At 65.3% G+C, this 23,468-nt stretch carries 16 protein-coding genes and 1 pseudogene; 10 read left to right on the top strand and 7 right to left on the bottom strand.

The annotated features are described in order from the left end of the window. Positions 1-858 (top strand): annotated as a pseudogene (locus V5F48_RS09485) (hypothetical protein); the annotation flags it as partial. A 173-nt stretch (positions 859-1,031) separates the two neighbouring features. Here V5F48_RS09485 and V5F48_RS09480 read toward each other — a convergent pair. The 3 genes from V5F48_RS09480 to V5F48_RS09470 all read right to left on the bottom strand — a co-directional run bounded on the left by V5F48_RS09480 (position 1,032) and on the right by V5F48_RS09470 (position 8,493). Beyond that, positions 1,032-2,036: an NAD-dependent epimerase/dehydratase family protein gene (locus V5F48_RS09480; RefSeq protein ID WP_394258484.1), complete on the bottom strand. Its 1,005-nt coding sequence runs from the start codon at positions 2,034-2,036 to the stop codon at positions 1,032-1,034. Between the two features lie 284 nt (positions 2,037-2,320). Next, entirely contained in the window at positions 2,321-6,478 is a 4,158-nt protein-coding gene (locus V5F48_RS09475; protein WP_394258483.1) for an autotransporter outer membrane beta-barrel domain-containing protein, read from the bottom strand. 788 nt (positions 6,479-7,266) lie between these two features. Further along, positions 7,267-8,493 carry a glycosyltransferase family 4 protein gene (locus tag V5F48_RS09470; RefSeq protein ID WP_394258482.1) on the bottom strand — a complete coding sequence of 409 codons (1,227 nt, stop codon included), beginning with the start codon at positions 8,491-8,493 and terminating at the stop codon, positions 7,267-7,269. A 225-nt stretch (positions 8,494-8,718) separates the two neighbouring features. Here V5F48_RS09470 and V5F48_RS09465 point away from each other — a divergent pair, with 225 nt between their 5' ends. The 9 genes from V5F48_RS09465 (at position 8,719) to V5F48_RS09425 (ending at position 18,804) form a co-directional block, all read left to right on the top strand. Beyond that, on the top strand, positions 8,719-9,453 hold the full coding sequence (locus tag V5F48_RS09465) for a polysaccharide deacetylase family protein (protein ID WP_394258481.1): 735 nt from the start codon (positions 8,719-8,721) through the stop codon (positions 9,451-9,453). Positions 9,454-9,478: 25 nt separating this feature from the next. Further along, a complete protein-coding gene (locus V5F48_RS09460; RefSeq protein WP_394258480.1) occupies positions 9,479-10,801 on the top strand; it encodes an endo-1,4-beta-xylanase in 1,323 nt (440 codons plus the stop codon). A 1-nt stretch (position 10,802) separates the two neighbouring features. Beyond that, positions 10,803-11,576 carry an SGNH/GDSL hydrolase family protein gene (locus V5F48_RS09455; RefSeq protein WP_394258479.1) on the top strand — a complete coding sequence of 258 codons (774 nt, stop codon included), beginning with the start codon at positions 10,803-10,805 and terminating at the stop codon, positions 11,574-11,576. A 62-nt stretch (positions 11,577-11,638) separates the two neighbouring features. Further along, complete coding sequence (locus tag V5F48_RS09450) at positions 11,639-12,727, top strand: glycosyltransferase family 4 protein (protein ID WP_394258478.1); 1,089 nt, start codon at positions 11,639-11,641, stop codon at positions 12,725-12,727. A 423-nt stretch (positions 12,728-13,150) separates the two neighbouring features. Continuing rightward, positions 13,151-14,551, top strand: coding sequence for an oligosaccharide flippase family protein (locus V5F48_RS09445; protein ID WP_394258477.1), 1,401 nt, complete (start codon positions 13,151-13,153; stop codon positions 14,549-14,551). Positions 14,552-14,578: 27 nt separating this feature from the next. Then, on the top strand, positions 14,579-15,733 hold the full coding sequence (locus tag V5F48_RS09440; RefSeq protein ID WP_394258476.1) for a glycosyltransferase family 4 protein: 1,155 nt from the start codon (positions 14,579-14,581) through the stop codon (positions 15,731-15,733). Further along, positions 15,733-16,836 (top strand): glycosyltransferase family 4 protein, encoded by a 1,104-nt coding sequence (locus V5F48_RS09435; protein ID WP_394258475.1) that lies wholly within the window; start codon positions 15,733-15,735, stop codon positions 16,834-16,836. The genes V5F48_RS09440 and V5F48_RS09435 overlap by 1 nt, the downstream gene beginning before the upstream one ends. 26 nt (positions 16,837-16,862) lie before the next feature. After that, positions 16,863-18,017, top strand: a complete 1,155-nt coding sequence (locus V5F48_RS09430; protein WP_394258474.1) for an acyltransferase family protein — start codon at positions 16,863-16,865, stop codon at positions 18,015-18,017. A 361-nt stretch (positions 18,018-18,378) separates the two neighbouring features. Then, positions 18,379-18,804, top strand: a complete 426-nt coding sequence (locus V5F48_RS09425) for an acyltransferase (RefSeq protein ID WP_394258473.1) — start codon at positions 18,379-18,381, stop codon at positions 18,802-18,804. Positions 18,805-18,925: 121 nt separating this feature from the next. Here the strand turns inward: V5F48_RS09425 and V5F48_RS09420 are convergent, their stop codons facing one another. From V5F48_RS09420 to V5F48_RS09405, 4 genes are all read right to left on the bottom strand, one after another. Beyond that, positions 18,926-20,020 (bottom strand): DUF2778 domain-containing protein, encoded by a 1,095-nt coding sequence (locus V5F48_RS09420; RefSeq protein WP_394258472.1) that lies wholly within the window; start codon positions 20,018-20,020, stop codon positions 18,926-18,928. Positions 20,021-20,449: 429 nt separating this feature from the next. After that, positions 20,450-20,797 (bottom strand): ArsC family reductase, encoded by a 348-nt coding sequence (locus tag V5F48_RS09415; protein WP_394258471.1) that lies wholly within the window; start codon positions 20,795-20,797, stop codon positions 20,450-20,452. Positions 20,798-20,947: 150 nt separating this feature from the next. Continuing rightward, positions 20,948-22,153 carry a CaiB/BaiF CoA transferase family protein gene (locus V5F48_RS09410; protein ID WP_394258470.1) on the bottom strand — a complete coding sequence of 402 codons (1,206 nt, stop codon included), beginning with the start codon at positions 22,151-22,153 and terminating at the stop codon, positions 20,948-20,950. After that, positions 22,153-23,280 carry an acyl-CoA dehydrogenase family protein gene (locus V5F48_RS09405; protein WP_394258469.1) on the bottom strand — a complete coding sequence of 376 codons (1,128 nt, stop codon included), beginning with the start codon at positions 23,278-23,280 and terminating at the stop codon, positions 22,153-22,155. The genes V5F48_RS09410 and V5F48_RS09405 overlap by 1 nt, the downstream gene beginning before the upstream one ends. Positions 23,281-23,468: the final 188 nt, after the last annotated feature.

The raw sequence follows: 23,468 nt of genomic DNA, 5'->3' as shown, positions 1-23,468 counted from the left end.
GATGCGAACCGGTCGGAACACATGTCGGTCTATGAAAGTGGCAAGATCGCCGCGCAGGAGAATTACGACAGCGACGGAACGAAGATTTCGGCGTTCACCTACGACACCAGCGGCAGCCGCACCTCGGCGTCGTATTTCAACGGCGAGACCGGCGCGCTCGAAAAGGCCATCAGCTACGCGACGGACGGCAGTCGTTCGGAACACCAATACGGCATAACGGGCGCCAGTTACACGGAGCAGGTTCTGAACTACGACAGTTCCGGCAAGCTGGTGTTCCAGGAGCGTTATACTGCCGACGGCATCAAGGTCTCGACCATGGTTGCCGAGAGCGATGGGTCCACGCACTCGTCCTATTACGACTCAGTCGGGCGCGTCAGCACCGAGAGCATCGTCTATGCGGACGGCTCGCATGATTCCATCTCCCACAGCTATGAAGCCGGCGCCACGGAGCCGTCCTCGACTTCGCAGTGGCACTACGCGGCCACAACAAACACCCTTCTGTGGACCGACGTCGTGTCGCAGGACGGTTCGCACGTCCAAGCTTCGTATGGCACGCCGGTGACCCTGACGTCCCACGAGCACGTCACGGATACCTTCTACGGGTCGAGCGCGGGCAGCGACACCTTCGTGGTCACGGGCAGCAACGGCCACGATGTGGTTTCCGGCTTTCAGGCCGGCAGCGGCACCATCCACGACGTGTTGGTGGTCGATGATGTGGCGAGCTTCGACGAGCTGCTCACCTACGCCACGGTGCAGGGCAATGACGTTCTCATCCAGCTGAATGAGCAGGACAGCATTCTTCTGCAGAACGTCGCGCTCTCCACTCTGACGGCGGAAAATTTCAGTTTCCTGGTCTAGAGAGGGATCCGATCGGATCGAATCAATCCGATCGGTGAATCGCCTTCTCACTCCAAGAAGCGAGAACGCGTTATCCGATCAGCTTGCGATGCAAGCTGATCGGCGCGTGCTTTAGAGTATTGTTTTGACGCATTTCTTCACGCGAACCGGTATCCACTTCGCTTGAAAATGCTCTAATAGTTGGCGAGGTACCAGTCGACGAACCGACGGACCCCGTCGTCGATATCCGTGTGCGGACGGAAGCCGGTGAGGGCGAAGAGGAGCTGGAATTCGGCATAGGTGCGAGGCACATCGCCCGCCTGCATGGGCAGCATCCGGCGGGTGGCCGGTCGGCCCAGGCAGGCCTCGATGCTCTCCACGAACCGGATCAGTTCCACCGGATGGCCGCCGCCAATGTTGACCACGCGAAACGGGGCGTGTTGAGACAGGGTATCCGTCACCCCGTCGACGAGCACACGGTTGTCCTCGCCGGGAGGAACCGCCATCAGCCGGACGATGGATTCGATGAGATCGTCGATATAGATGAAGTCCCGGCTCATCCGGCCTTCGCCGTAGACATCGATGGGCTGGCCCTTGCGGATGGCGTCCACAAACTTGAACAGCGCCATGTCCGGCCGTCCCCACGGACCATAGACCGTGAAGAAGCGGAAGGCCGTGGTGGGCACCTGATAGAGGTGGGCGTAGCTGTGGGCCACCACCTCCATGGATTTCTTCGTGGCGGCATAGAGCGACATGGGCTCATCCGCCCTGTCGCTCTCGGCGAACGGAATCTTCTCGTTGGCGCCATAGACCGAAGAGGTGGAGGCGAGCAGCAGATGCTTCGGCTTCAACCGCGCCGCGAGGTCGATGAGGTTGAATGAGCCGACGATGTTCGACTCGATGTAGGAGCGCGGATTTTCAATGCTGTAGCGGACGCCGGCCTGGGCGGCGAGATGCACGATGATGTCCGGCGCAGCCAACTCTACCGCCGCGCGGAGCGCCGTCTCGTCCTCGAGCAGGGCGATCACCGGAATGAAGGCGGGGGAGCGCTCGAGAATGGCGTGGCGCTTCTGTTTGAGCGCGACATCGTAATAATGCGTCATGCCGTCGAAGCCGACCACATGGTGGCCGGCATCGAGAAGACGCTTCGCTAGGTGGAAACCGATAAAGCCCGCCGTACCAGTAATGAAGTACCGCATTACCATCCCTTGATGCGGGAGCGCCGCTCGCGGGCCGCGCACGCTCCAAGCCGCGCTTTCATATCGCACGACACGCTTCGATGTCCATCGCAACCCGGCGAAAGGGCCTGCCCGCAAGAGGCGCATCCTGCCGGGCGCACCATGCCGGGCGCACCCTGCCAAAAGCTGCCGTCGAGCGCCGCCGCCCCATGGCGGAGCCGCCGGTACAGTTTCCGGCTTCTACCGGCCGGCTGCGGCCGATGCCGATGCCCGGCCGGACCGGCCGTCAGAGCCCGGCCCGGACATCACCAGCTCATCCTGACGCCGAGATTGCCGCGATAGGCTGAGCTGGAGCCGAAACTCTCCAGGCTGGTGGCATAATTGCCCTCACCATAGACCGCGAAGCGGCTGTTGAAGACATAGGTGCCGCCGATGCCCATCTCGCCCCACAGCGCCTGCCCCTCCTGGGTGAGGATGCTGGAACCGAAAGTGACGTCGGTGGCTCCCAGAAAATCGTACATCAGGTTGGCGATGCCATAGCCCTGGAAGCGCGAGCCGCCGCCGAGATTGAGCACGTTTTCCAGCCGCACGCCGATGCGGCCGAGCAGGCTGTCGCCGTCGCCCGGCGTCACGACCGCCTGGTCGCCGCTGGAGTAGGTCACGCGGAAATCGTCGAAGCGGGCGTTGGAATAGATCAGCTGGGCCTGCGGCACCCACGACCAGATGCGGTTGATCGCCATCCGACCGCCGGCCTCAAGGCTCAACGCATAGCTCTGCGCGCCGTTGCCCTTGGCGAGCGAACCGAGGTCGGAGGCGCTGAGGTCGCTGTCAAACCAAGTGTACTGGCCGACGCCGTCCACATAGAAGCCGTTGGTCCCGAACCAGGTGAGGCTGCCGCCGGCGCCATAGGCATCGGTGGCGATGGCGCCCGACCGCAGCAGGTGCGTCGTCGGGTCCGGCGTCACGTTCACATCCACGGACTGGTTGCCATAGGTGCCCATGATGCTCGCGACCAGCAAGCCGGTGTCATGGCGGTAGACGACGAAGTCGGCGCCCGCCTGGGCGAACCAGAGTTCACGGTCATAGGGCGTGCCCTGGTCGGGATCCTCGCTGCCGTGCAGCCCCTGCACGCGGCCCCAGATGCCCCCTCCGCTGGCGCCCTGCGAGACCCCGGCCGCCTTCGCCGCCTTGGCGGAGAGGTTCACGCCGCCATCCACCGGCCACTGGCGATTGCCGAGGCGCTGCTGGAGTGTGCCGATGGAAAGCTGCTGGAATTTCAGCAGGGAATCGAGATAGGGCGAGGCCACTTGCGCGGCCGCCGTCAGGCTGGAGCGCAGGTACCAGTCCCCATCGCCCGGCGTGGTCACGCCGCCCTGGAACAGATCGTATTCGTAGGCGCCAGCGTACAGGCTGTTGCCCAAGGTGAAGCTGCCCGCGCTCGCGCCCGCGACGTCTACGACCTCGATGCCGTTGCCCACGGTCTGGGCACCCAAGCCACCAGAATTATTGATGAAAAGCGTGGTGTTGCCGGACGTGTTGCCGCCCACCACCACCTTGTCGGTGAGCTGGGCCAGACCATTGTTCAGGGTGGTGCTCATCGCCATGGAGGCATCGGCACCGGCATAGTTCACGCCGACCGTCAGTGTCTTGAACCCGCTGGAAGGTGTTGTGAACACGATGCTCGAGGCGCTGCTGGTGAGGTAGGATACGTTGGAGCTCTGGTCCATCGTCCAAAGGGTGCCGCCGAGCAGCTTCACGTCCGAGCTGCTTCCTACAGCCGTGAAGATGCCGCCCCACAGGCTGGAGCCGGTGGCAGTCAGCTTGGTGTGGGCGGTGGTGGCCGCATTCAGCAGGCCGTCCGAGCCATAGAGGATCGCATTGTCGACGGTGAAGGTCGATGCCTGGTTGCGGGCTTCCAGGGCGAAGCCGTTCACCGACACATTGGCGCCCTTCACCGCCACGGTCGCGCCCTTCTGCGCGAAGATGCCCACACTGTCGTCGCCGGTGAGGGTGACGTTGCCCTTCACCTCCAGCGCGCCGCTGTTGGTCGCCGCGAGGCCGGTCACGCCGCCGGTGCTGGACGAGATGAGTCCGGAGAAGCTGAGCTTCGTCGCGGCGTCGGGCAAGCCCACGGCCGCACCGGTCAGGTCGTGCCCCTGGCCGTCCGCGATGGCGCCGACCGCGCCTTCGGCGTTCAGGTAGATCCGGGTCGCATCGAGGCTGACGACCGCGCCGCCCTCGGCCACCACGCCGGTTGCGCCGGCCCCCGTGAGGTCGAACAGGCCCCCCGTGTCGGTCACCTTCGTGTTCTGGCCGGTCGCAACGATACCCACCGAATCCACGCCGCTGGCAACGACGGTGAACTGCGAACTGTCGAAGGTCGCCCCCTCGGCGATGCGGAACAGGGTGGACCGTTCGGTGCCCACGTGCATGACGCTTGCGGCCGTGGTGATCGAGGCGCCGCTGCCGTAAATGAAGAAGCCGATCTGATCGCTTCCGTTGGCGAAGCTCGGCGTACTGTCGGCCCCCACCGTCACCTGGGCGTCGCCGCGCGCCAGCACACCGATGGCGCCGTCGCCCGTCAGGGTCAGCTTGCCGTCGATCTCCGCCTTGGCCGTGCCGCCGTTCGTGCCTTCCACCCACACGCCGTAATTGCGGGTGCCGGACGACGGATCCGCCCCACCGGCCACGGTGATGGCGCCGGTGGAGACCATGTCCGCGTGGACGCCGTCGGCGAGAACCTTGAGGCCGGTTCCGTTCACGCCCTGAACGGTGATGGCGCCATCGTTGCGAATGGTTGAACCGGTGCTGGTGCCGGTATTTCGGACCAGATAGCCCACATTCTCGCGCGGCACGGATTCGGCCGCGCCCTTCACGATGATGGAGCCGGTGTTGTTCACCGTCGCGTTCGAGGCGCTGTCGACCCTGAGGCCGACGGCGCCCTGCGTAAGGGAGCCGATGACGATCTGGCCCGCATTGGTCACCTGGCTGTTGGATTCAACCTTGATGCCAGTCACCGGACCGCCGACATCGATCGCCACGTCCGCGGTCGCCACCGCCGGATCGGACTGTTCCGCGCGGCCGATGTAGATGAGGCCGGTCTCTGTGTTCGTGAAGGAGCCGCCGGACACGCGCACGCCGGTGATCGAGGCGTTGGCCGTGCTCGCCTCGGTCCCCACATTGATGATGCCGCTGTTCAGCGTGGTGGAATCGATGCTGTTTATGCCCACCCCGCCGCCGAAGCCGAGTGTGCCCGTGGAGGTCCCTGCGGCCTGATTGATGATGCCGCTATTGGTGAAGGTCGAGTGCAGTGTGACGACGCCGTTGCTGGCGGCACGCGCGTTGATCACACCCTCGTTGTAGCCTTTGCCGCCCGTGTCGAGGGTGATGCCGCTGCCGCCGACGATGGCGATGGTGCCCTTGTTGGTCACGCTCGCGCCGTTGGTCCCGCGCAGGACGCCGCCGTTGGTACCGGTGACGGTGAGGGTCGCGCCGCTTGCCAGAGTGGCCGAGGCATTGGCGCCGGTGGCCTCCATGACAGTCCGCAGGCCCACGGGCTGGTAGATGTCGTCGCCCTGGGGCGGCACCGGGCTGTACTGGTAGACGACGGTGGCGCTCTGCAGGTTGGCACCCTGGGCGATCAGGCTGTCATACTGCACCTGATCGATGGTGCCGTCCTCCACCAGCGTGATGAGCTGGGCGTTGAAGGCCTGGAAGTCCGCCAGATTGTTGATGGTGACGCTGGTGCCATCGGGCAGGGCGACCGTGGTGGGCCAGCCGGGGACGCTGTCCGTCGTCACGCTGTCCTGCGCGTCGGCCGGCATGGTGACGCCGAAGAGACCGATGGTGTTGCTCGAAGTCCAGACCACGCTGCTGCTGGCGCTGCCGGTGCCGTCCACCTTAACCAGCGTGGTCTGCTTGGCCGCGATGTTCATATCGCCGGCAACGCTCACATTCAGCGTGCCGCCGGAACTGTCCACGGTCGCGATCCGGGCATCGATATACTGATTGTCGCCGACGCCCTCGATGTTCGCGACGCTGGTCGAGCCGAACGGGGAGGTGGACATGCCGGCCGAGCCATAGACATTCACCGTGCGCACGGCGCCGGTGACGGGATCGGTGTATGTGGCGGCCTGGGTCTGCCCGCCGAGATCGAGCACGGGATCGCTCAGCGTCGATGCCCCGCTGATAATCGTGAAATTCTGCAGCGGCTGGCGCCCGACTGCCCCACCCGAGCCCGACTCGAAGGCAAGGGGCCCCTGCAGGGTGACCACATCGTTGCCGGTGACGACCGTTGCCCCCACCTGAGCGTCATTCACCGTCGGCGAGAACGGCTGGATCGTGCAGATCCCCCCCGCCGGCGGATTGCCGTCACCGCATGTGGAGCCGACGGCCTGCGATGCAGGAAGCAGGAAAGCGATGGGCAAAAGCATGGTGGGCAAAAGCACGGGGGGCCAAAGCACGGCGGACCAGGTTCGCGACCGGTTCCGGCTGCGAAATCCACCACGTTTCGAATCGCAAATGCTCGTCTCGTCCGGCAATTTGACGCCCCCGTCTGGCCCATCTCCAAGGATTTCAAGTCCTTGGCAACGTCAGCCAACTCTGCCTATGTCATCATCCCGCAATGCACCGCAAATGCCAGAGATGCATCTCGCAGATGCACGAAAAGCCGTGATGCGTAGCGAAATTGCAACACAAACCAAGCGTTGTTCTATCGCTGCGAAACCAGTCAAATAAGTGCAGGATCAAAAGGCAGCATCCGTTCTTTCGCAATCTGCGAAAGTTGCGGGCGACCGATATAATTCTGGAAGTCTACGACAGAAAATCTGCATCCATTCTCCGACGAAATGCGCCTGGAAGCCGTTCTACGTGATTATCTGGTGGTTTATATGGGTTGCGACGGGTTGACGCAGCGGGGACTTCTGTCTCCGCGTTCACGCTCCCATAACCGGTCAGCCTTTGGCCGTGCCGACCATGCTCAGGCGAATGACGGATGTGGAGCGGGCCTTGGAGCGGGCCTTGGAATGGGTCTTGGAGCGGGACTCGGATCTGCGGCTGTTCCGCGCCTGCCGCGGGCGCATCGGGCCTTTCGCCCTGGCTGCAAGCAAGCCGGATGCGGCCTCTGTGCCGTCCTCGCCCTTGCTTCATCCCGTCACATCGTCCGCACCGCCCCGCGAACCGGACATGTCGAATCAAAAGCGGCCCGGCAGGGTTCCCGAAGGGGAGCCTGCCGGGCCGCGGTCGTGAAAGGTCAGGAGGCGAGCTTGCCTTGCAGCGCGATCTGCTTCGCCACGCGGTCGTAGACGGAGACGTACTTGGCGGCCTCGGCGGACCAGTTGAAGTTGCGATCGGCCAAGGCCTTGACCTGCCGTCCCGCTTCGGCCCGCAGGTCCGTATCCACGATCAGCGGAAGGCAGGCGCGCGCGAGGCCCGCCGGCGTCGCATCATCCGCATAATTGCCCCACTGGCCGAGGAGGCGACGCGTTTCACCGAGGCTGTAGGCCACCGCCGGGACGCCGAGAGCGGAATATTCGAACACCTTATTCATGCTGATCTTGTCGTTATATTCGTTCACCGGGTCCGGAATGATGCCGATGTCGAAGGTGCTCAGGGCGGCCAGCAGCTCCTCGCCCCTGAGATAGCCGGTGAAGACGATCTTGTCGGCGACGCCCAGTTCCTGCGCCAGCGCCTTGACCGAGGCCAAAGCGGGGCCATCGCCGACGATCACGGCACGAATGTCGGTCTGCCCATGGTCGACCACCAGGTGGTGGATGCAGCGCACGCAATGGTCCACACCGTCCTGGTCGGCGATGATGCCCACATAGCCAAGCACCACCGACGCCGCGCCCCGCAGCGCGTCGTTGGGCGCCACGCGCCGCATGCGGGCCTTGTCGGGCACGCTGTAGACGGCCACCACGTCGTCGGGATTCTTCCCGCCGCGGGTGATGGCAATCTCACGATAGGTTTCGTTGGCGGAGATGACGTAATCCGCCGACTTGAAGGTCAGCTTCTCGGCGAGAAGCAGCACCTGGTACATGAAGCCGCGCTTGCCGAACTTCGCCTCGTACAGTTCGGGACACACGTCATGGTGGTCGAAAATGAAGCGCTTGCCAAAGAGCTTGAACGGCCACGCCACCAGAAAGATCAGGTCAGGAGGATTGCACGCCTGGATAACATCGAAACCGCGACGACGTGACACTTTGAGGAGCAGGCGGAACTCGTGAAAAAGTGCCGATCCGTACTCGACGAGGAAGGCCAGCTTCCCGCGTGCCTCCAGCGGCAAAGGGTGACGGAATATCTCAATATCATCAATGACTTCGAAGGTCTTGCTGTACTGTTCCGACAGAGGGCATATCACCGAGACGCTCCAGCCCGCGTCGCGTAGCGCCAAGGCCTCCTGCCAGACGCGTCGGTCGAGCGGAACCGGCAGATTTTCGACAACGATGACGCATCGCCCCATCGATTTCACCCCTTGCATCCAAGAAAAACGACAGACCTCAAGCAGCTATATTCGCTTCGTCGCTTCACGACAAGCTTTCTTTTTGCACTGCAGCATTTTTTAATCGATGGCCGAGGCGGCGTTGCGGTCAAATTGACGCCGCATTGCATGATATTTATTTGCGAAGGGAGAATTTGGGGTCAAAGGTGCCGCATGTGGTGCGCTGCGGTCAAGTGAGGAATCTGCATGCCTGGAAAAATGGTTATGATGGCGCTGTCCATCACCGCATCCCTCCTTGCGGCCGGCTGGACTAGCGCCGGCTGGGCGTGTCCTCAACCCGAGCTTCGGGGGCGCACGCTGGAGCTGCCGGCCGAAACCTCCGGGTTCGGCAAGGTTCAAGGGCAGCCTCCCCTCCCGCTGACGCGGGGGGAATATGTGATCACCATCGACGACGGCCCGAACCCCGCGACGACGCCCCAGCTTCTCTCCATCCTCAAGGACTATTGCATCGACGCCACCTTCTTCCTCGTCGGCCGCAACGCGCAGAAGTCTCCGGACCTCGTCGGGCGCATCCTCGCCGAGAAGCAGAATTTGGGCAGCCATTCGTTCAGGCATCCCGACCTGAGCAGAATGACCGCCACCCAGATCGAGGACGAGATCGACAAGGGCGACGCCGCGGTGGAAGCCGCCGCAGGCGGGCCGCACGGGAAGCGCAGGCTGGTCCGGCTGCCCGGCTCGTCCGGGTTCAACAATGTGCCGCCGGAGGATCTGCTGCGCTATCTCAAGACCCGGGGTCTCGTCCTCGCGGGGTACGACTTTTCCCCGCAGGACTGGCGAAACCGGCCGCCCGGCGAGAGTTTCGCCACCCTGTTCAAGAGCATCGGCGACCGCGGCATCATCTTGTTCCATGACGGGCAGTCCAACACCATCGCGCTCCTGCCCATGGTGCTGGAGGAACTGAAGCGACGCGACGCCAGGATCGTGAAGCTCGCCTTCTGATGGCGCTAGAGCATTTTCGAGCGAAGTGGATACCGGTTCGCGTGAAGAAAATGCGTTAACTCAGAGATTTAGAGCGTTTCACCGTTTCCATGAAAAGGTGAAACGCTCTAATGCGTCCCCCACGATCGATCCCGCCCCCGGCCAGCGCGCCGCCCTTGGATGGGCTCCACGGCATCCGGGAACGAGCCGCCTCGCGAAAGGGCAACGTCGCATGATCCCGATGAAACCGATCTCCCGCCGGTCCTTCGTCGGCGGCGCGGGGGCTGCGGCCCTGGCCTGCGGTCTTGCCGCCTCGCCGTCCCTTGGCGCGGGCGATGCTGACACGCCCCTTCGCGTCAGGGCAGCGCGCAAGGGCATGCAATTCGGCAGCGCCGTCATGGCGCAGCACCTGCAGCAGATGCCGGAACTCGGCGCCGCGATCATCCGGGACTGCGCGGTGATCGTCCCCGAAAACGAGATGAAATGGCGCTATGTGGAGAAGGTCCGGGGCCGGCCGGACTATCGCGACGCCGATCAGCTCGCGGCCTTCGCCGCCGGCAATGGCCTCGCCATGCGCGGTCACACGGCGCTCTGGTATCGAAACTCGCCCCCGTGGCTGGAGCCGGACCTGAAGACCCCCGCAGGCCGCGGCCTGCTGCTGGACCATGTGACCCGGCTCGTCGGCCGTTTCCGTGGCCGCGTCAGCGAGTGGGACGTGGTCAACGAGATGATCGAGCCGCAAGACAACCTGCCGCAAGAGATGCGCAACTGGCCGCCCTTCGCGCCCGGCGACGTGGGCTTCCTGGCCGAGTGCTTCCATGCGGCCCGCGCGGCGGACCCCGGCGCCCTGCTTTTCTATAATGACTATGGCTATGAATACAGCGACCGCGAACGCATCGGCGAGCGCCGCCGCGCCGCGACACTTGAGCTGATCGCCGCCCTCAAGAGCCGCAATGCCCCCATCGGCGCGCTTGGCGTGCAGTGCCACGCCACCGTGGGCAACCGCTTCGTCGCGAAGGAATACCGCAAGTTCCTGGCCGACGTGGCGAGCCTTGGCGTGAAAATCGTGCTCACCGAATTCGACGTGAACGACAAGCGCGTGAAGGGCGACGTCGCCGAGCGCGACCGCCAGGTTGCCGCTCACGCGCGGGAGATTCTCACCGTCGCCTTCGACGAGCGGGCGGTCACCGGCCTTCTCACCTGGGGCCTCACCAGCCGGTACAGCTGGCTGAGCAGCTCGCCGGACCCGCGGGATCGCCGCGCCGACGGGCTGCCGGCGCGGAGCCTGCCGCTCGACGAAAATCTGGCACGCACGCCGCTCTGGTTCGCCATCGCGGATTGCTTCGACAAGGCTGCACCGCGGAACTGACATGGCAGAGCTACGCACATTCCTCTCCGCCGCGCTGCTTCTGCTGGCCACACTCGGCGGCGCCTTGGCCCAGGCAACGGTCACTGGTTCGGAGAACAGGATGGAGCGGGAGAACGCCAGGACAGGCGACGGAAGGACCGTCGACGGAAGGACCGAGGAGGCTCCGGCCGGGGAGGTCCCAGCCGGAGAGGGTCCGGCCCTGCGGGTCGTCACCTTCGGCACGTCGCTCACGGCCCGGGGGGGCTGGCAGCCCGCGCTTGCGCAAGCGCTCGGGGCCTGTCTCGGCCGGCCCGCCATCGTGGAGACGGTGGCGCAGAGCGGCGCCACGTCCGACTGGGCCCTCGGCCAGATGGACCGCGTGGCCGCCCTGAAACCCGACGTCGTTCTGGTGGAATTTTATGCCAACGACGCGGCAATTCACCGCTTCATCTCGCAGTCGCACAGTGCCCGCAATATCGCAGCAATCCTGGACGGACTGCACCGCCGGCTGCCCCATGCGCGGGTCATCGTCATGGCCATGAACCCCATGGCCGGAATGCGCGGAATGGTCCGCCCCTTCATCGACGGATACATCCAGATCCACCGCGCCGCGGCCGCCGAAAAAGGATTTGAATTCATAGACTTCAGGCCAGATTGGATGGCCCTTTCACAAGCCGCGCGCCACGCCGCCATACCCGATGGCGTCCACCCCCTTCCAGAGGCTGCGGCACGGATCATGGCCCCCCGCGCAGCCGAGGCCATTGCCAGCAAAACATGTCGCGATGGAAAACTGTAGCCTCCTGCCGATTTTGATATATAAGTCGCTTATATTGCACTGCGACATGATGGGGCTCGGACGTGAAGATCACCATCTGGAACGCCGCGCGCGGGGGTATGCGCAGCGTCGTCGAAGCCTATCGGCAGGACGGTTTTCTGGAGCAGGAAGGCGTCACGCTGATCGCGTCGTATGCCGATGGTGGCGTCCTGAAGCGCCAATGGGTTCTGGCCCAGGGCCTGGCGACTTTCGCCTTCTATCTCGTGACGCAGAAGGTGGAGCTGGTGCATTGCCACGCCGCCATGCGTGGGAGCTTCTGGCGCAAGGGGCTGTTCGCGTCACTGGCGCGCCTGTTCGGCGTGCCCGTCGTGCTGCACCTGCACGGCTCCGAAATGAAGCTCTTCTACGCCTCGCAGCCGGGCTTCGCGAAGGCGCTCATCCGCCGGCACCTTGAAAAGGCGGTTCGTGTCATCGTCCTCTCCCAGAGCTGGAAGGACTTTGTCGGGTCCATCGCGCCCGGCGCCCACATCACCGTGGTGCCGAACTATACGGTTGTCCCGCCGGCCACCGATCCGGCCCTGAAGCGCCCGCAGGACATCCTCTTCCTCGGCCTTGTGGGCAACCGCAAGGGCGTGTTCGATCTCATCCCCGCCTTCGCCGAGGTCCATGCCCGCTTTCCCGACGCGCGGCTGATCATCGGTGGCAATGGCGAAGTGGAGAAGGCGGCCGAACTGGTGCGCAGCCTCGGCCTCGGCGACAGCGTCGTGCTGGCCGGCTGGGTGGATGGCGCCGCCAAGGCGAAGCTGCTCGAAACCTCGTCCATCTATGTGCTGCCCTCCTATAACGAGGGTTTGCCCATGAGCGTGCTGGAAGCCATGGCGGCAGGGCTTGCCGTGGTCACCACCGGCGTCGGCGGCATTCCCGAACTCATCACCGAGGGTATGGACGGGCTGCTCGTGACCCCGGGTGATCGGCCGGCTTTGGCCCGTGCGCTGGAAAGCCTGCTGGAGAGCGCCGCCCGCCGCGATCAGGTGGCCGCCGCCGGCCGCCGCCGAATCGAGCAGCAATATTCCGACAAGGTGATCCTGCCGCGCCTCCACGAGATCTACCGGGAGTGCAGCCGTCCCTCGGGCGGCCTGCGCAACCCTTCGCAGGTGGGCGCCAAGGACTAATCCGCGTCTGGTGGCCGTAGCAAGCGGCCTGCCTGCCCGCCTCATGCCCGCAAGGGTTGAGCCGGCTCGTAACGCTTGGGAACCGGAAGGGTGCCATGAGAATTCCGCGTCACCTGTCGTCCCGCACGTCCGGCCACACACTTGAAGCTGCGCCGGCGCCGGCAGGATCGTCGCAGGGCGCGTTTTTTTGGCCGGCGATCGGGGTTCGCGGCGTGCTCAAGCCCCACGGCCGAGAGCGTTTGCGACCGTTCCATTCATTTCAGCCGTGGGGTGAAGCGTGACGGCAGCCTTCCAGATCCTGGCCTTTCATCGATCGTTGCACCTGGGCTCGTTGCACCTGGAGAGCAACATGCGCGCCGATCCGGGAGCCACGGCGTGCCGCGGCCGCGCGAAGGCTGGCCACTGCGTGCGTGTGCGGGCGGCATGAGCGAGGAACAACCCCTGCGCCAGGCGGCGCTGAAAGGCGGCGCGTATCTGGCCGGCCGTCAGGTCGTCTCGATCGCCCTGAAATTCATTGGCGTCATGCTCATCACCCGGGCGCTGGGGCCGGCGAGCTATGGCGCCTATGTCTCGGCGTTCAACGTCTACCAATATCTGCTGCTGCTCGGGCAGGCGGGCGTCGGCGTCTATCTGCTGCGCTATCAGGGTACCGTTCCCGACCAGGCCTATACCACCGCCTATTCGCTGCTTGGCGTCATGTCGGTGGTTATCCTCGGCGCGGCGGAACTGGGCCGCGACGGCCTCGGTGCGCTCATCGGCGTGGAGGGATTCGAGCAGGTCGCCACCATCATGGTGCTGGCGCTGCCGTTCCAGCTGCTCTCGGTCCCGGCCACCATCAAGCTTGAGCGGGCGCTCAACTACCAGGCGGTTGCCACCCTCGAGATCGCCGGACAGCTCTGCTTCTATGCCCTGGCCGTGCCCCTGGTCCTGATGCACTACGGGCCGGTCTCCCTGGCCTTCGCCTGGCTGCTCCAGCAGATCATCTCGTTCGGCATGGCGCACGCCTACATCCGCGCGCTGCCGCGGTTCGGCTTCCACCTGGAGACCGCCAAGCAGACCCTGCGCTACGCGGCGACCTTTTCCTTCGCGAACTGGATCTGGCAGCTGCGCATGCTGGTCAATCCCATGATCGTCGGGCCGGCGCTGGGCGCGGAGGCGGTCGGCCTCGTGGGCATGACCATCGGCCTGCTTGAGATGCTCAGCATCATCAAGACCATCATCTGGCGGCTCTCGGTGGCCATCCTCGCCAAGGTGCAGCACGATGTGGAACGGCTGCGCAAGGCCGTGACCGAGGGCATGGAGCTCCAGCTGCTGGTGGTGGGGGCGACCCTGCTCGGCTTCGGCTGGACCGGCCATGTCATCGTGCCGTGGCTGTTCGGCGCGCGGTGGGCGCCGGTGATGGACCTCTACCCCTACGTGGCGCTGTCCTACCTCACCGTGGCGCCGTTCAACATGCATTCGGCAACGCTGTCGGTGCTCAACCGCAATCTCGGCCTCGGCGTCTACCACGCGGTCCATGTGGTGGTGTTCGCCGCGGTGGCCTATTGGGCCGTGCCACTCTACGGCATGGTCGGCTACGGCTATGGCGAGCTGGCCACGCTGCCGGTCTATTTCCTGATGCACCTTGTCCTCGTGCGGGCCATCGGGTCGCCCGACTATCGGCTCACGGCGCTGTGGTGGGTGGCGTCGGCCATCGGCCTGTTCTGGCAGCAGATCGGGCTCTGGGCCATCGCCGTGCCGTTCCTCGCGCTGCTGTCACCATGGTCGCTGCGCAAGATCCGCACCTACGCCAAGCTCATCCTTGCCAAGCGCAGGCCCTCCTAGGCCCAACATGTCGAGGCAGATCCAACCATGAAAATCATCCAGGCCTTGCCCCGCAGGATGAAGTTCGAGGCCAAGGCGGCATCCTCGGTGGAGCTTTGCGTCTGCGAATGGGTGTCCGGCAGCCGCTACCGCGGCTCCACCACCGTGTTCGCCGAGCGCAGCGACGCTACCCCGCTGCTTGACGTGGACATCTTTCGCCTCACCCCCGCGCCCAAGCTCGCGAGCTGGCACCTGGCCCTGTCCATTCGCCAGCAGGTGAAGGCGAAGGGCTACGACCTGATCGTGACCCAGCAGCATATCTCCACCGCCGCGCGCATCGCCGCGTTCAACCGCGGGACGCCGGTGGTGCTGCAGACGCACAATTACATCGACCCGCCGCTCAAGGGGCGCTCCGCCTTCGTGCGCAACCAGATCCGGGCGATGGAGCTCAACAGCCTCGGCGGCATCACCTTCATCAGCAATGCCACCCTTGAAGCCTTCGGCAAGGACTGGCCGCAGGTGAGCGTGCCGCGCACGGTGATCACCAACGGCTTTGATTTCTCCACCTGGAACCCCAACCGGGAGAAGCAGAAGCTCGTGGCCGTGGTCGGGCGCGCCAACAACAACAAGGGCATCCTGGAATCGGCCCAGGGCGTGCGTGATTTCGTCCGCGCCTTCCCAGACTGGAAGGCCGTCTTCATCCTGTCGGAGATCAATCTCTACAAGGACTACGTGGCGGAGGTCCACAGGACGCTGGGCGAGGTGCCGGACAACGTGCAGATCCTGCAGAACATCCCGTTCGCCGTGGTGAAGGACCTGATGGAGACCGCCGCCATCGCCGTGGTGGCCTCCAAGTGGAACGAGCCTTTCGGCCGCACGGCGCTCGAGGCCCATGCGGCGGGCGCCGCGCTGATCTCTTCCGGCACCGGGGGCTTGAGGGAAATCAGCGGCGACTGCGCGATCTATCTCGACGCCGTTACCGGCCCCGCCATCGACCAGGCGCTGCGACACCTCGCAGGGGATGAGCAGTTGCAGAGGCGCCTTGTGGAGGACGGGGGGCAGCGGGTGCGAGACCTGTTCTCGCTGGTTCCGAGCGATCGCGGCACGTCGCAGGTGGTCCCGCTCTGCGAGCGGCTCGATCGCTTCTACGACCGTGTCGTGCGTCTCACCCCTGCTGGTGACCTGTTGGAGAAAGCGGTCTGATGTCGCGGATTCTGATCAACCATTTCAGCCCGATCCCCAACAAGATCACCGGCATCTCCGTCTATACGTGGCAGATCGTGAGCGCGCTGCTTCGCCACGGAAAGAACGAATATGTCCTGAGCACCAATTGGGATCGCGAGCACCTGCCCGAACTCATCACGGGAACGGGGATGGAGGTGGTCACGCGGCAGGTTCCGGCCAACGAAACCGCCGCGTTGTTCAGGAACACGCTCGACCTGCCGCCCCTCATGGCGCGCCTTGGCTGCTCCGCCGTGTTTCACCCGCAGCCCACGTCCATGATCGCGCGGATGAAGAAGAGCGTGGTGGTGATCCACGACCTTTATCGCGTGACCCACCCCGACCTGCACAGCTGGAAGCAGCGCGTGCAGTGGCACTACTTCACGGCGTTCGGCTTCCGGCAGGCGGGCGCCTTGATCGCCGTGTCGGGCGCCACGCGGGATGCGGTTGTAGCCGCCTATCCGGAGGTTGCGCCCCGCACCTTCGTCGTGCATGAGGCCTCTCCCGTGGAGCGGCCCACGGATGCGCCGCCGCGCGCGCCGGCCACTCCGCCCTATGGCCTGATGGTGGCCAACATCACCCCGAACAAGAACGTGAAGCTCCTGATCCAGGCGCTGGGACTTCTGGCGCAAAAGGGCATCCGGCCGAAGGTCAATCTGGTCGGCCGCGATGAATTCGGGGTCCTGCCCAGCCTGCTGTCCAGTGTTCCGAGCCTGGACCTGCACCAATTGGGAGCGGTGCCCGACGACCGGCTCCGGGAGCTTTATGCACAGGCGACGGTCTACATCAACACGTCATTCGTCGAGGGCTTTTGCCTGCCGATTCTGGAAGCGCACACTTTCAGCACTCCGGTGATCTGCTCGGACCTGCCGGTGTTGAGGGAGGTGGCCGGCGACGGTGCCCTGTTCGTGGACCCGCATCGGCCCGACGATCTGGCAGAGGCCATCCGCAGGGTGTTTTCGGACGGCGCACTGGCCGCTCAGCTGAGCGAGGCCGCCACCCGCAACGCAGCGCGCTTCTCCTGGGAGAAGGCCGCCCGCGAGACGGAAGCCGTCCTCGATCGCGTCATCGCAGCGCAAGAATAATGATCGAACCGTAGATTGGAAACAAAATGATGGAGATTGGAAAAGAGAAACAAAGATTTCAGATCATCGAATTTGCGCGTGGTATCGCAGCAATTCTTGTCGTGATGCACCATTCTGGCAGCATCATGTCGCAGCCGCGATTCTTCGCGACGGAACCGTTCGACCAGCATTTGCGTTATTTCAATGTCGGCGTCGACTTCTTCTTCGTTCTGAGCGGCTTCCTGATTACCTGGGTCCACCTGAAGGATATCGGACGCCCGGAACGGCTGGGGAATTTCGCGCGCAAGCGCTTTCTGCGGATCTATCCGCCCTATTGGGGCATTCTCTTCCCCCTCATCGCGCTGTACCTGGTATTCCCGGGGGCCGGCACGCCGAGCCAGCGCGACCCGGTGAACATCGTCGCCTCCATCCTGCTCTTGCCCTACACGGTACCTCCCGTGCTCGGCGTGGCGTGGACGCTGACCCACGAAATCCTGTTCTATGTGCTGTTTGCATTCGCCATCGTGCGGGGGCGCATGTGGTTGAGCATCCTTCCGCTCTGGGCGGTGGCGATCATCGGCGCCAACATCGCCTTCCCGTCCATGAGCTTCCCCTTCTCGTTCCTGCTCAACCCCTTCAACCTCGAATTCATCATGGGCACCGCCATCGCCTGGTTCGCCAGCCGGGCGGTCGTGCCCCGTCCCTGGGTGTGGCTCTGGGGCGGCGCGCTCGCCTTTGTCGGGCTGATGCTGTTTGCCACCAATCTCCAGGATATTCCGCTGATCGGCAGACTGGGCTTCGGCCTGGCCTCGTCCCTCTTCGTTCTAGGCGCGATCGGCGTTGAGAGGGGGCGGGACATCAACCTGCCCAGGTTCCTCGGCCTGCTCGGTGCGGCCTCCTATGCGATCTATCTTGCCCATCCGATCGCCCTGTCTTTCGGCGTTCACCTGCTGTCCCGCATCCCGGGCAGCCATGCGGTATCGCCCGCCATCATCGCCATGGCCCTGGTCGCTATCGGGGTCAGCGCCGGGCTGATCTATCATCTGGTCGTTGAGCGCCGGTTGCTCCGGTTGGCGCGATATGTCCTGGACAATCCGCCGCGCTTCCTCCAGCGCCGGCAGGCGGTGGCAACCGCAAGCGAGACCGCGGCATTGAACACGCTGGCCGCCGCAGCGAACAAGGATGTTGACGCAAAGCAGTAGCAGACGTCCCGGCGCGGTCCGGGCCGCCGAGCCTCGGCTTGGAAAGCGGTCCGAAGGGACAATGGGACGCAGCGGAATCCGTCCATTGGCCTTTCGGATGCGCGACAGGCATGTGCATTAGAGCGCGCGCCGATCAGATTGCATCGCAATCCGATCGGATAACGCGGTCTTCCATCTTAGAGGTAGAGGGCGATTCAGCGATCGGATTGAGCCAATCCGATTGGATCGCGCTCTAGATCATTGAGTTTACGCATTTTCTTCATGCGAACCGGTATCCACTTCGCTTGAAAATGCTCTAGAAACGCATCGCACCATCCGACTCCGCCGTGTTCGCGGTCTCGTTTCCAGAGGTGAGCGCACCATGCCAAGTTTGAACGATCTGAAGAGGGTCCGGCGCATTCTGGTCTGGAGCAAGTGGTTCTACCTGACCAAGATCTGGGGCATGGACATTGACAAGACCGTGGAATTTTCTCTGAGCGCGCGTTTCGACAAGACGTATCCGAAGGGCATCCATGTGGGGCCGCAAAGCTACGTGGCGTTCGACGCGGCAATCCTCAGCCACGACACCACACGCAAGACGTATCGGCATACGCGCATCGGCAGCCGCTGCTTCATCGGCGCGCGCAGTATCATCCTGCCAGGCGTGACCATCGGAGACAGCTGCATCGTGGGCTCGGGCAGCGTGGTGACCAAGGATGTCCCGCCCAACAGCATCGTCGCGGGGAACCCCGCCCAGGTGATCCGCAGCGGCGTCGATCTTGAGCCCTACGGCCGCCTCAAATCCTGAGCCGTCTTGGGGTATTGTCGGCCTGCGCTGAATGCCAACGGCCCATGAGGCAGGCCCACGAGGCAGGCTCATGGGCCGTTGGCATGCTGGCGGTGAAAATCGGCGCTCCGCGGCCTTCAGGTCAGCGCGGCTTCAGGAAGGACATGAGGAAGTTCTCTTCCTTCGGCGCATTCTCAAGCTGGGCGACCACGACCAACTTCTTCACATCGCCCCGTTTGAAGGCGGTGAGGAACTTGTCGTAGTCCTTGAAGGAGACGCAGCCGTTGGAATCCCCGCGCGGACCAAGCAGGTAGGTGTGGGCAAGAATGCCGGCGCGGCCAAACATCTTGCCGGTGCCGACCGGGTTGAGGCGGACCGCCTCCACGCCGTGGAACAGGGATTCGCGCATGGTCAGCGAATAGGTGTTGGGGGGGGTGGCGCCCACCATCCGCTTCGCCACGTGGCGCGGATCGTCCATCAGCTCGCCATAGCCCGAATGGGCTTCGAGCTTGTCGCCGTTGGGCATGTAGACGATCTTGCCCTTGATGTCGTAGAGCGCATAACCCGAGCCGGGCGTGGGCAGCGCCACTTCGCCTTCTGACCCGGGCGGCGCATCGGTCGCAGCCGGCGGCGCGATGGGCGAGGGCGTGTCGGTAAGCGGCGCCGACGGGTCGGGCAGGGAGGCGTAGGCGAGGCGCAGTTCGCGCACCAGCGGATTGGGCCGTGGCAGCGGCGCGCCACCCTGGTCCATCTGCTGGAGCGCGCGGATGCCGTCGCCGGCGGCGAGCTGGCTGCGATTGCCCAGGGGATTGGCCATGGGCAACGGCACTGCGCGCGCCAGTTGCTGCTGCGACGTCGCCTGCGCGGATGCCTGCTGCATGCCGGGCAGCGCGAAGAAGGGCGTGCCCTCGATGGCGAGGCTGGTCAGGTAGATACGGTCGGGCCCAAGTTCGAGAGCACCGGACGAGATGATCTGGGACACCTCGGTGACCGTGGTTCCGGCGGCGGCGAGGGAGAGGGCACGGGCCGGGCGTTCCACCACCTGTGGCTCGGAAACGCCGAACGCGAACGAGCCCTGGGTGACCCAGACGGCGCCCGCCGCCACCAGCAGTCCGGCGAAAATGCCAGTGCCGATACCGACAAGGGTAGCCCGCTTTGATCCGCTACGCGGACGACCCTCCGGACCCAGCGGGTCGAAGGGGGAATCCTCGTCCGGTGTCCAGCTCGTATGCCTCATGGTCCCCGCTATCAGCGTTGCCGGTGGTTTCCGGCGCTCGTTCCTCATCGGCAGGACCCCACGGCGCTGGTGCGACCAACCATCTTGCATCGCACAAACCTCGCCCGGTGCGGATCGCTCCGCTCCGATCGCCAGCTTGGTGAAGGGTCGGCCCGGATGCTTCCGAACCGTCCGCCAGCCCCGCAAACCTGCCTAGACTCGGTAACTTTTCCCTTTACGACCTTCGTAACACCAGATCACGAAGGCGAGAACAAGGCCAATCGAGGCGGACTTTAGCAATCCGGCGCCAGCTTGGCGAGGTGTCTTGTTCCGCAGTGTTATGCCGCGCGGCGTCATGGAGCGCCCTATGGAGTGCCCAATGGCGGGCCGAAAATCCAGCCCTTTCCGGCGCGCATGGCTGGGTCCGCCGATGGTCGTCCGGTGCGGGCCTCAGCCGAACTTCGCCGCGTAATCCTCGGGCTTGAAACCCACCAGAAGGTCGCGACCCGTCTCCAGCACGGGCCGCTTGATCATGGAAGGCTTCTCCAGCATCAGGCCGATGGCCTTGGCCTCGTCGATGCCCTCCTTGTCGGTGTCGGGCAGCTTGCGGAAGGTGGTGCCGGAGCGGTTGAGGAGCTTTTCCCAACCCACCTTTTTCACCCAGCCTTCCAGCGTCTTCCGCTCGATGCCGGCGGTCTTGTAATCGTGGAAGGCATGGTCGACGCCGTGCGCCTCAAGCCAGCCCCTGGCCTTCTTCATGGTGTCGCACGCCTTGATTCCGTAAATCGTCGTCGCCATCGCAATGCCCCGTGCCGAAAACGCGGACTTTACCGCAGCGGGGCCAGGGACGGTATCGCCAGCATCAGGCTCCGCGCGGACCAGGCGAGTGGTGTAAAGTCGCGGCAAGACGTGTGACAGGATAGCCAGCATCGGGGGCGGGTGAGGTCCCTATCGCAGCTCAGGCGGCCAGGCGAGGCCCGAGCGGCCCTCGCCGTCGTCCGGCGCTGCGGCGGCGCGGGCCTGTTCGTCGCTGAGCCCGATCTCGCGCAGCACCTCGGTGGTGTGGTCGGACAGATCCAGCGGTCGGGCCTCGGCCGGGGTGCGGGAGAGGCGCGGCACCGCGGGCACGCGATTGGGGCCGCAGCCGGGGTGGCGCGCGGCGACGTGGGGATCGTTCCACACCTCGTCGGGGGCCAGAACCGGGGCGACGCAGGCATCCGTTCCGGCGAACAGTGTGGTCCAGTGGTCGCGCGGCGCGCCGGCGAAGGTCTCCGCGAGCTGGCGCTCGATGTAAGGCCACAGGTCGCGGCGCATGTGGTCCGGCGGTTCACCCAGGCCGAGGGTGCGCCACAGGGTCTCGAAGAAGCCGCGCTCCAGCGCCCCCACCGCGATGAAGCCGCCATCGGCGCAGGCATAGGTGCGGTAGAAGGGCGCCCCGCCGCCCAGCAGCCCGTCGCCGCGCTCCGGCCAGTGGGGCGTCTTCCACAGGGGCAGGTGCATGGCCATGAGGGAGAGCGCGCCGTCCATCATGGCGGCATCGATGAACTGGCCGCGCCCGGACGCCTTGGCCTCGATCACCGCCGCGAGGATGCCGATGGCGGCGATCAGGCTGCCGCCGGCAAAATCCGCGACAAGGTTCAGCGGCGCTTCCGGCGGCGCGCCCTTGGGGCCGAGGCCGCCGAGCACGCCGGACAAGGCGAGATAGGTGATGTCGTGGCCGGCTTCCCGCGCGCGCGGGCCGTCCTGGCCGAAGCCGGTGAGGGCGCAATAGACGAGGCGGGGATTGAGCGCCGACAGCTCGGCATAGCCCGCGCCGATGCGCTCCGCCACGCCGGGGCGAAAGCCCTCCACCAGCACGTCCGCCGTCTTCACCAGGGCATGGAGCGCGGCGCGCCCTTCCGGCGCCTTGAGGTTGAGGGCCACGTGGCGCTTGCCGCGGGAGAACTCGGCAATGGCCACCCCGGCGCGCCCGCCGCCCACCACGATCACCTCGGCGCCGAGGTCGGCCAGCAGCATGGTGCAATAGGGGCCGGGCGCGAGGCGGGACAGGTCGACGACGCGCACCCCCGCCAGCGGTCCGCTCGGGGCAGGGGAGGGGGCAGGGACAGGGGAGGGGGCGGGGGCAGGGGCAGGGGAGGGGACGGCTTCCGTCATCACAGCCCCCGCGCGATGACGATGCGCTGCACGTCGCTGGTGCCCTCATAGATCTGGCAGACCCGCACGTCGCGATAGATGCGCTCCACCGGGAAGTCGGCGAGATAGCCGTAGCCGCCGTGGATCTGGATGGCGGCGGAGCACACCTGCTCGGCCATCTCGGAGGCAAACAGCTTGGCCATGGAGGCTTCGGTGAGGCAGGGCTGGCCGGCCTCGCGCAGTGCCGCTGCGTGCAGCACCATGTGGCGCGCCGCCGCGATGCGCGTCGCCATGTCGGCGAGGCGGAAGGCCACCGCCTGGTGCTCCCGGATGGGCTTGCCGAAGGTGATCCGCTCGCCGGCATAGGCCTTCGCCGCCTCGAACGCAGCGCGCGCCATGCCCACGCACTGGGAGGCGATGCCGATGCGCCCGCCTTCCAGGTTCGAGAGGGCAATCTTCAGCCCCTCGCCCTCGGCGCCGAGGCGCAGGTCGGCGGGCAGGCGCATGTCGTTGAAGGCGAGCTGGCAGGTGTCGGAGGAATGCTGGCCCAGCTTTTCCTCCACCCGCACCACCTCATAGCCGGGGGTGTCGGTGGGCACGATGAAGGCCGAGATGCCCTTCTTGCCCGCCTCCGGATCGGTCACCGCGAACACGATGACGACGTTGCCGTTCTTGCCGGAGGTAATGAACTGCTTGGCGCCAGAGAGGACATAGTGGTCGCCGTCGCGCCGGGCGCGGGTCTTCAGGTTGGCGGCGTCCGAGCCGGCCTGTGGCTCGGTGAGGGCGAAGCCGCCGATCCATTCGCCGGAGGCGAGGCGGGGCAGGAAGCGCAGCTTCTGGTCCTCGCTGCCGAACTTCAGGATGGGCATGCAGCCCACGGAGGAATGGACGGACACGATGGTGGAGCAGGCCCCGTCCGCTGCCGCAATCTCTTCCAAGGCGAGGGCGTAGGAAACGAGGTCGGTCGCCACGCCGCCCAGAGCTTCCGGCACCAGCATGCCGAGGAAGCCGAGGGCGCCCATTTCGGTCAGCTCTTCGCGGGGGAAGCGGTGCTCCTTGTCGCGGGCGGCGGCGCCGGGGGCAAGGCGCTCCTGCGCAAAGGCGCGCACCGCATCGCGGATCTCGGCCTGGGTCTCGGTGAGGATCATGGGCGGCTTCCTCCGGGTTTTTGTTTGGGCTAGGGGGCTCTATCGCCCCCTTCAGGCTCGAGGGAGAGGGGCTGTCTTTCGTGAGGTGGAGGGCATCGTCTTCGCCGCTCAGAGCCGGCGAACCCTCTCCCGCTTGCGGGGGAGGGCAGGGAGGGGGCAGGCCCTCTCCGCCGTCCCGCCGCTGGTGT

The organism is Xanthobacter autotrophicus ATCC 700552, assembly GCF_043194565.1.
Classification (GTDB): Bacteria; Pseudomonadota; Alphaproteobacteria; order Rhizobiales; family Xanthobacteraceae; genus Xanthobacter; species Xanthobacter autotrophicus_F.
The sequence above is the reverse complement of the archived record's forward strand: the minus strand, read 5'-3'. Positions and strand labels throughout refer to the sequence as shown.

Bases quoted from the DNA above. Each gene is read 5' to 3' on its own strand.
- V5F48_RS09435 (WP_394258475.1), top strand. From the start codon at position 15,733: ATGTCGCGGATTCTGATCAACCATTTCAGCCCGATCCCCAACAAGATC.
- V5F48_RS09425 (WP_394258473.1), top strand. From the start codon at position 18,379: ATGCCAAGTTTGAACGATCTGAAGAGGGTCCGGCGCATTCTGGTCTGG.
- V5F48_RS09465 (WP_394258481.1), top strand. From the start codon at position 8,719: ATGATGGCGCTGTCCATCACCGCATCCCTCCTTGCGGCCGGCTGGACT.
- V5F48_RS09430 (WP_394258474.1), top strand. From the start codon at position 16,863: ATGATGGAGATTGGAAAAGAGAAACAAAGATTTCAGATCATCGAATTT.
- V5F48_RS09480 (WP_394258484.1), bottom strand. From the start codon at position 2,036: ATGCGGTACTTCATTACTGGTACGGCGGGCTTTATCGGTTTCCACCTA.
- V5F48_RS09420 (WP_394258472.1), bottom strand. From the start codon at position 20,020: ATGAGGCATACGAGCTGGACACCGGACGAGGATTCCCCCTTCGACCCG.
- V5F48_RS09405 (WP_394258469.1), bottom strand. From the start codon at position 23,280: ATGATCCTCACCGAGACCCAGGCCGAGATCCGCGATGCGGTGCGCGCC.
- V5F48_RS09470 (WP_394258482.1), bottom strand. From the start codon at position 8,493: ATGCAAGGGGTGAAATCGATGGGGCGATGCGTCATCGTTGTCGAAAAT.
- V5F48_RS09440 (WP_394258476.1), top strand. From the start codon at position 14,579: ATGAAAATCATCCAGGCCTTGCCCCGCAGGATGAAGTTCGAGGCCAAG.
- V5F48_RS09445 (WP_394258477.1), top strand. From the start codon at position 13,151: ATGAGCGAGGAACAACCCCTGCGCCAGGCGGCGCTGAAAGGCGGCGCG.
- V5F48_RS09415 (WP_394258471.1), bottom strand. From the start codon at position 20,797: ATGGCGACGACGATTTACGGAATCAAGGCGTGCGACACCATGAAGAAG.
- V5F48_RS09410 (WP_394258470.1), bottom strand. From the start codon at position 22,153: ATGACGGAAGCCGTCCCCTCCCCTGCCCCTGCCCCCGCCCCCTCCCCT.
- V5F48_RS09455 (WP_394258479.1), top strand. From the start codon at position 10,803: ATGGCAGAGCTACGCACATTCCTCTCCGCCGCGCTGCTTCTGCTGGCC.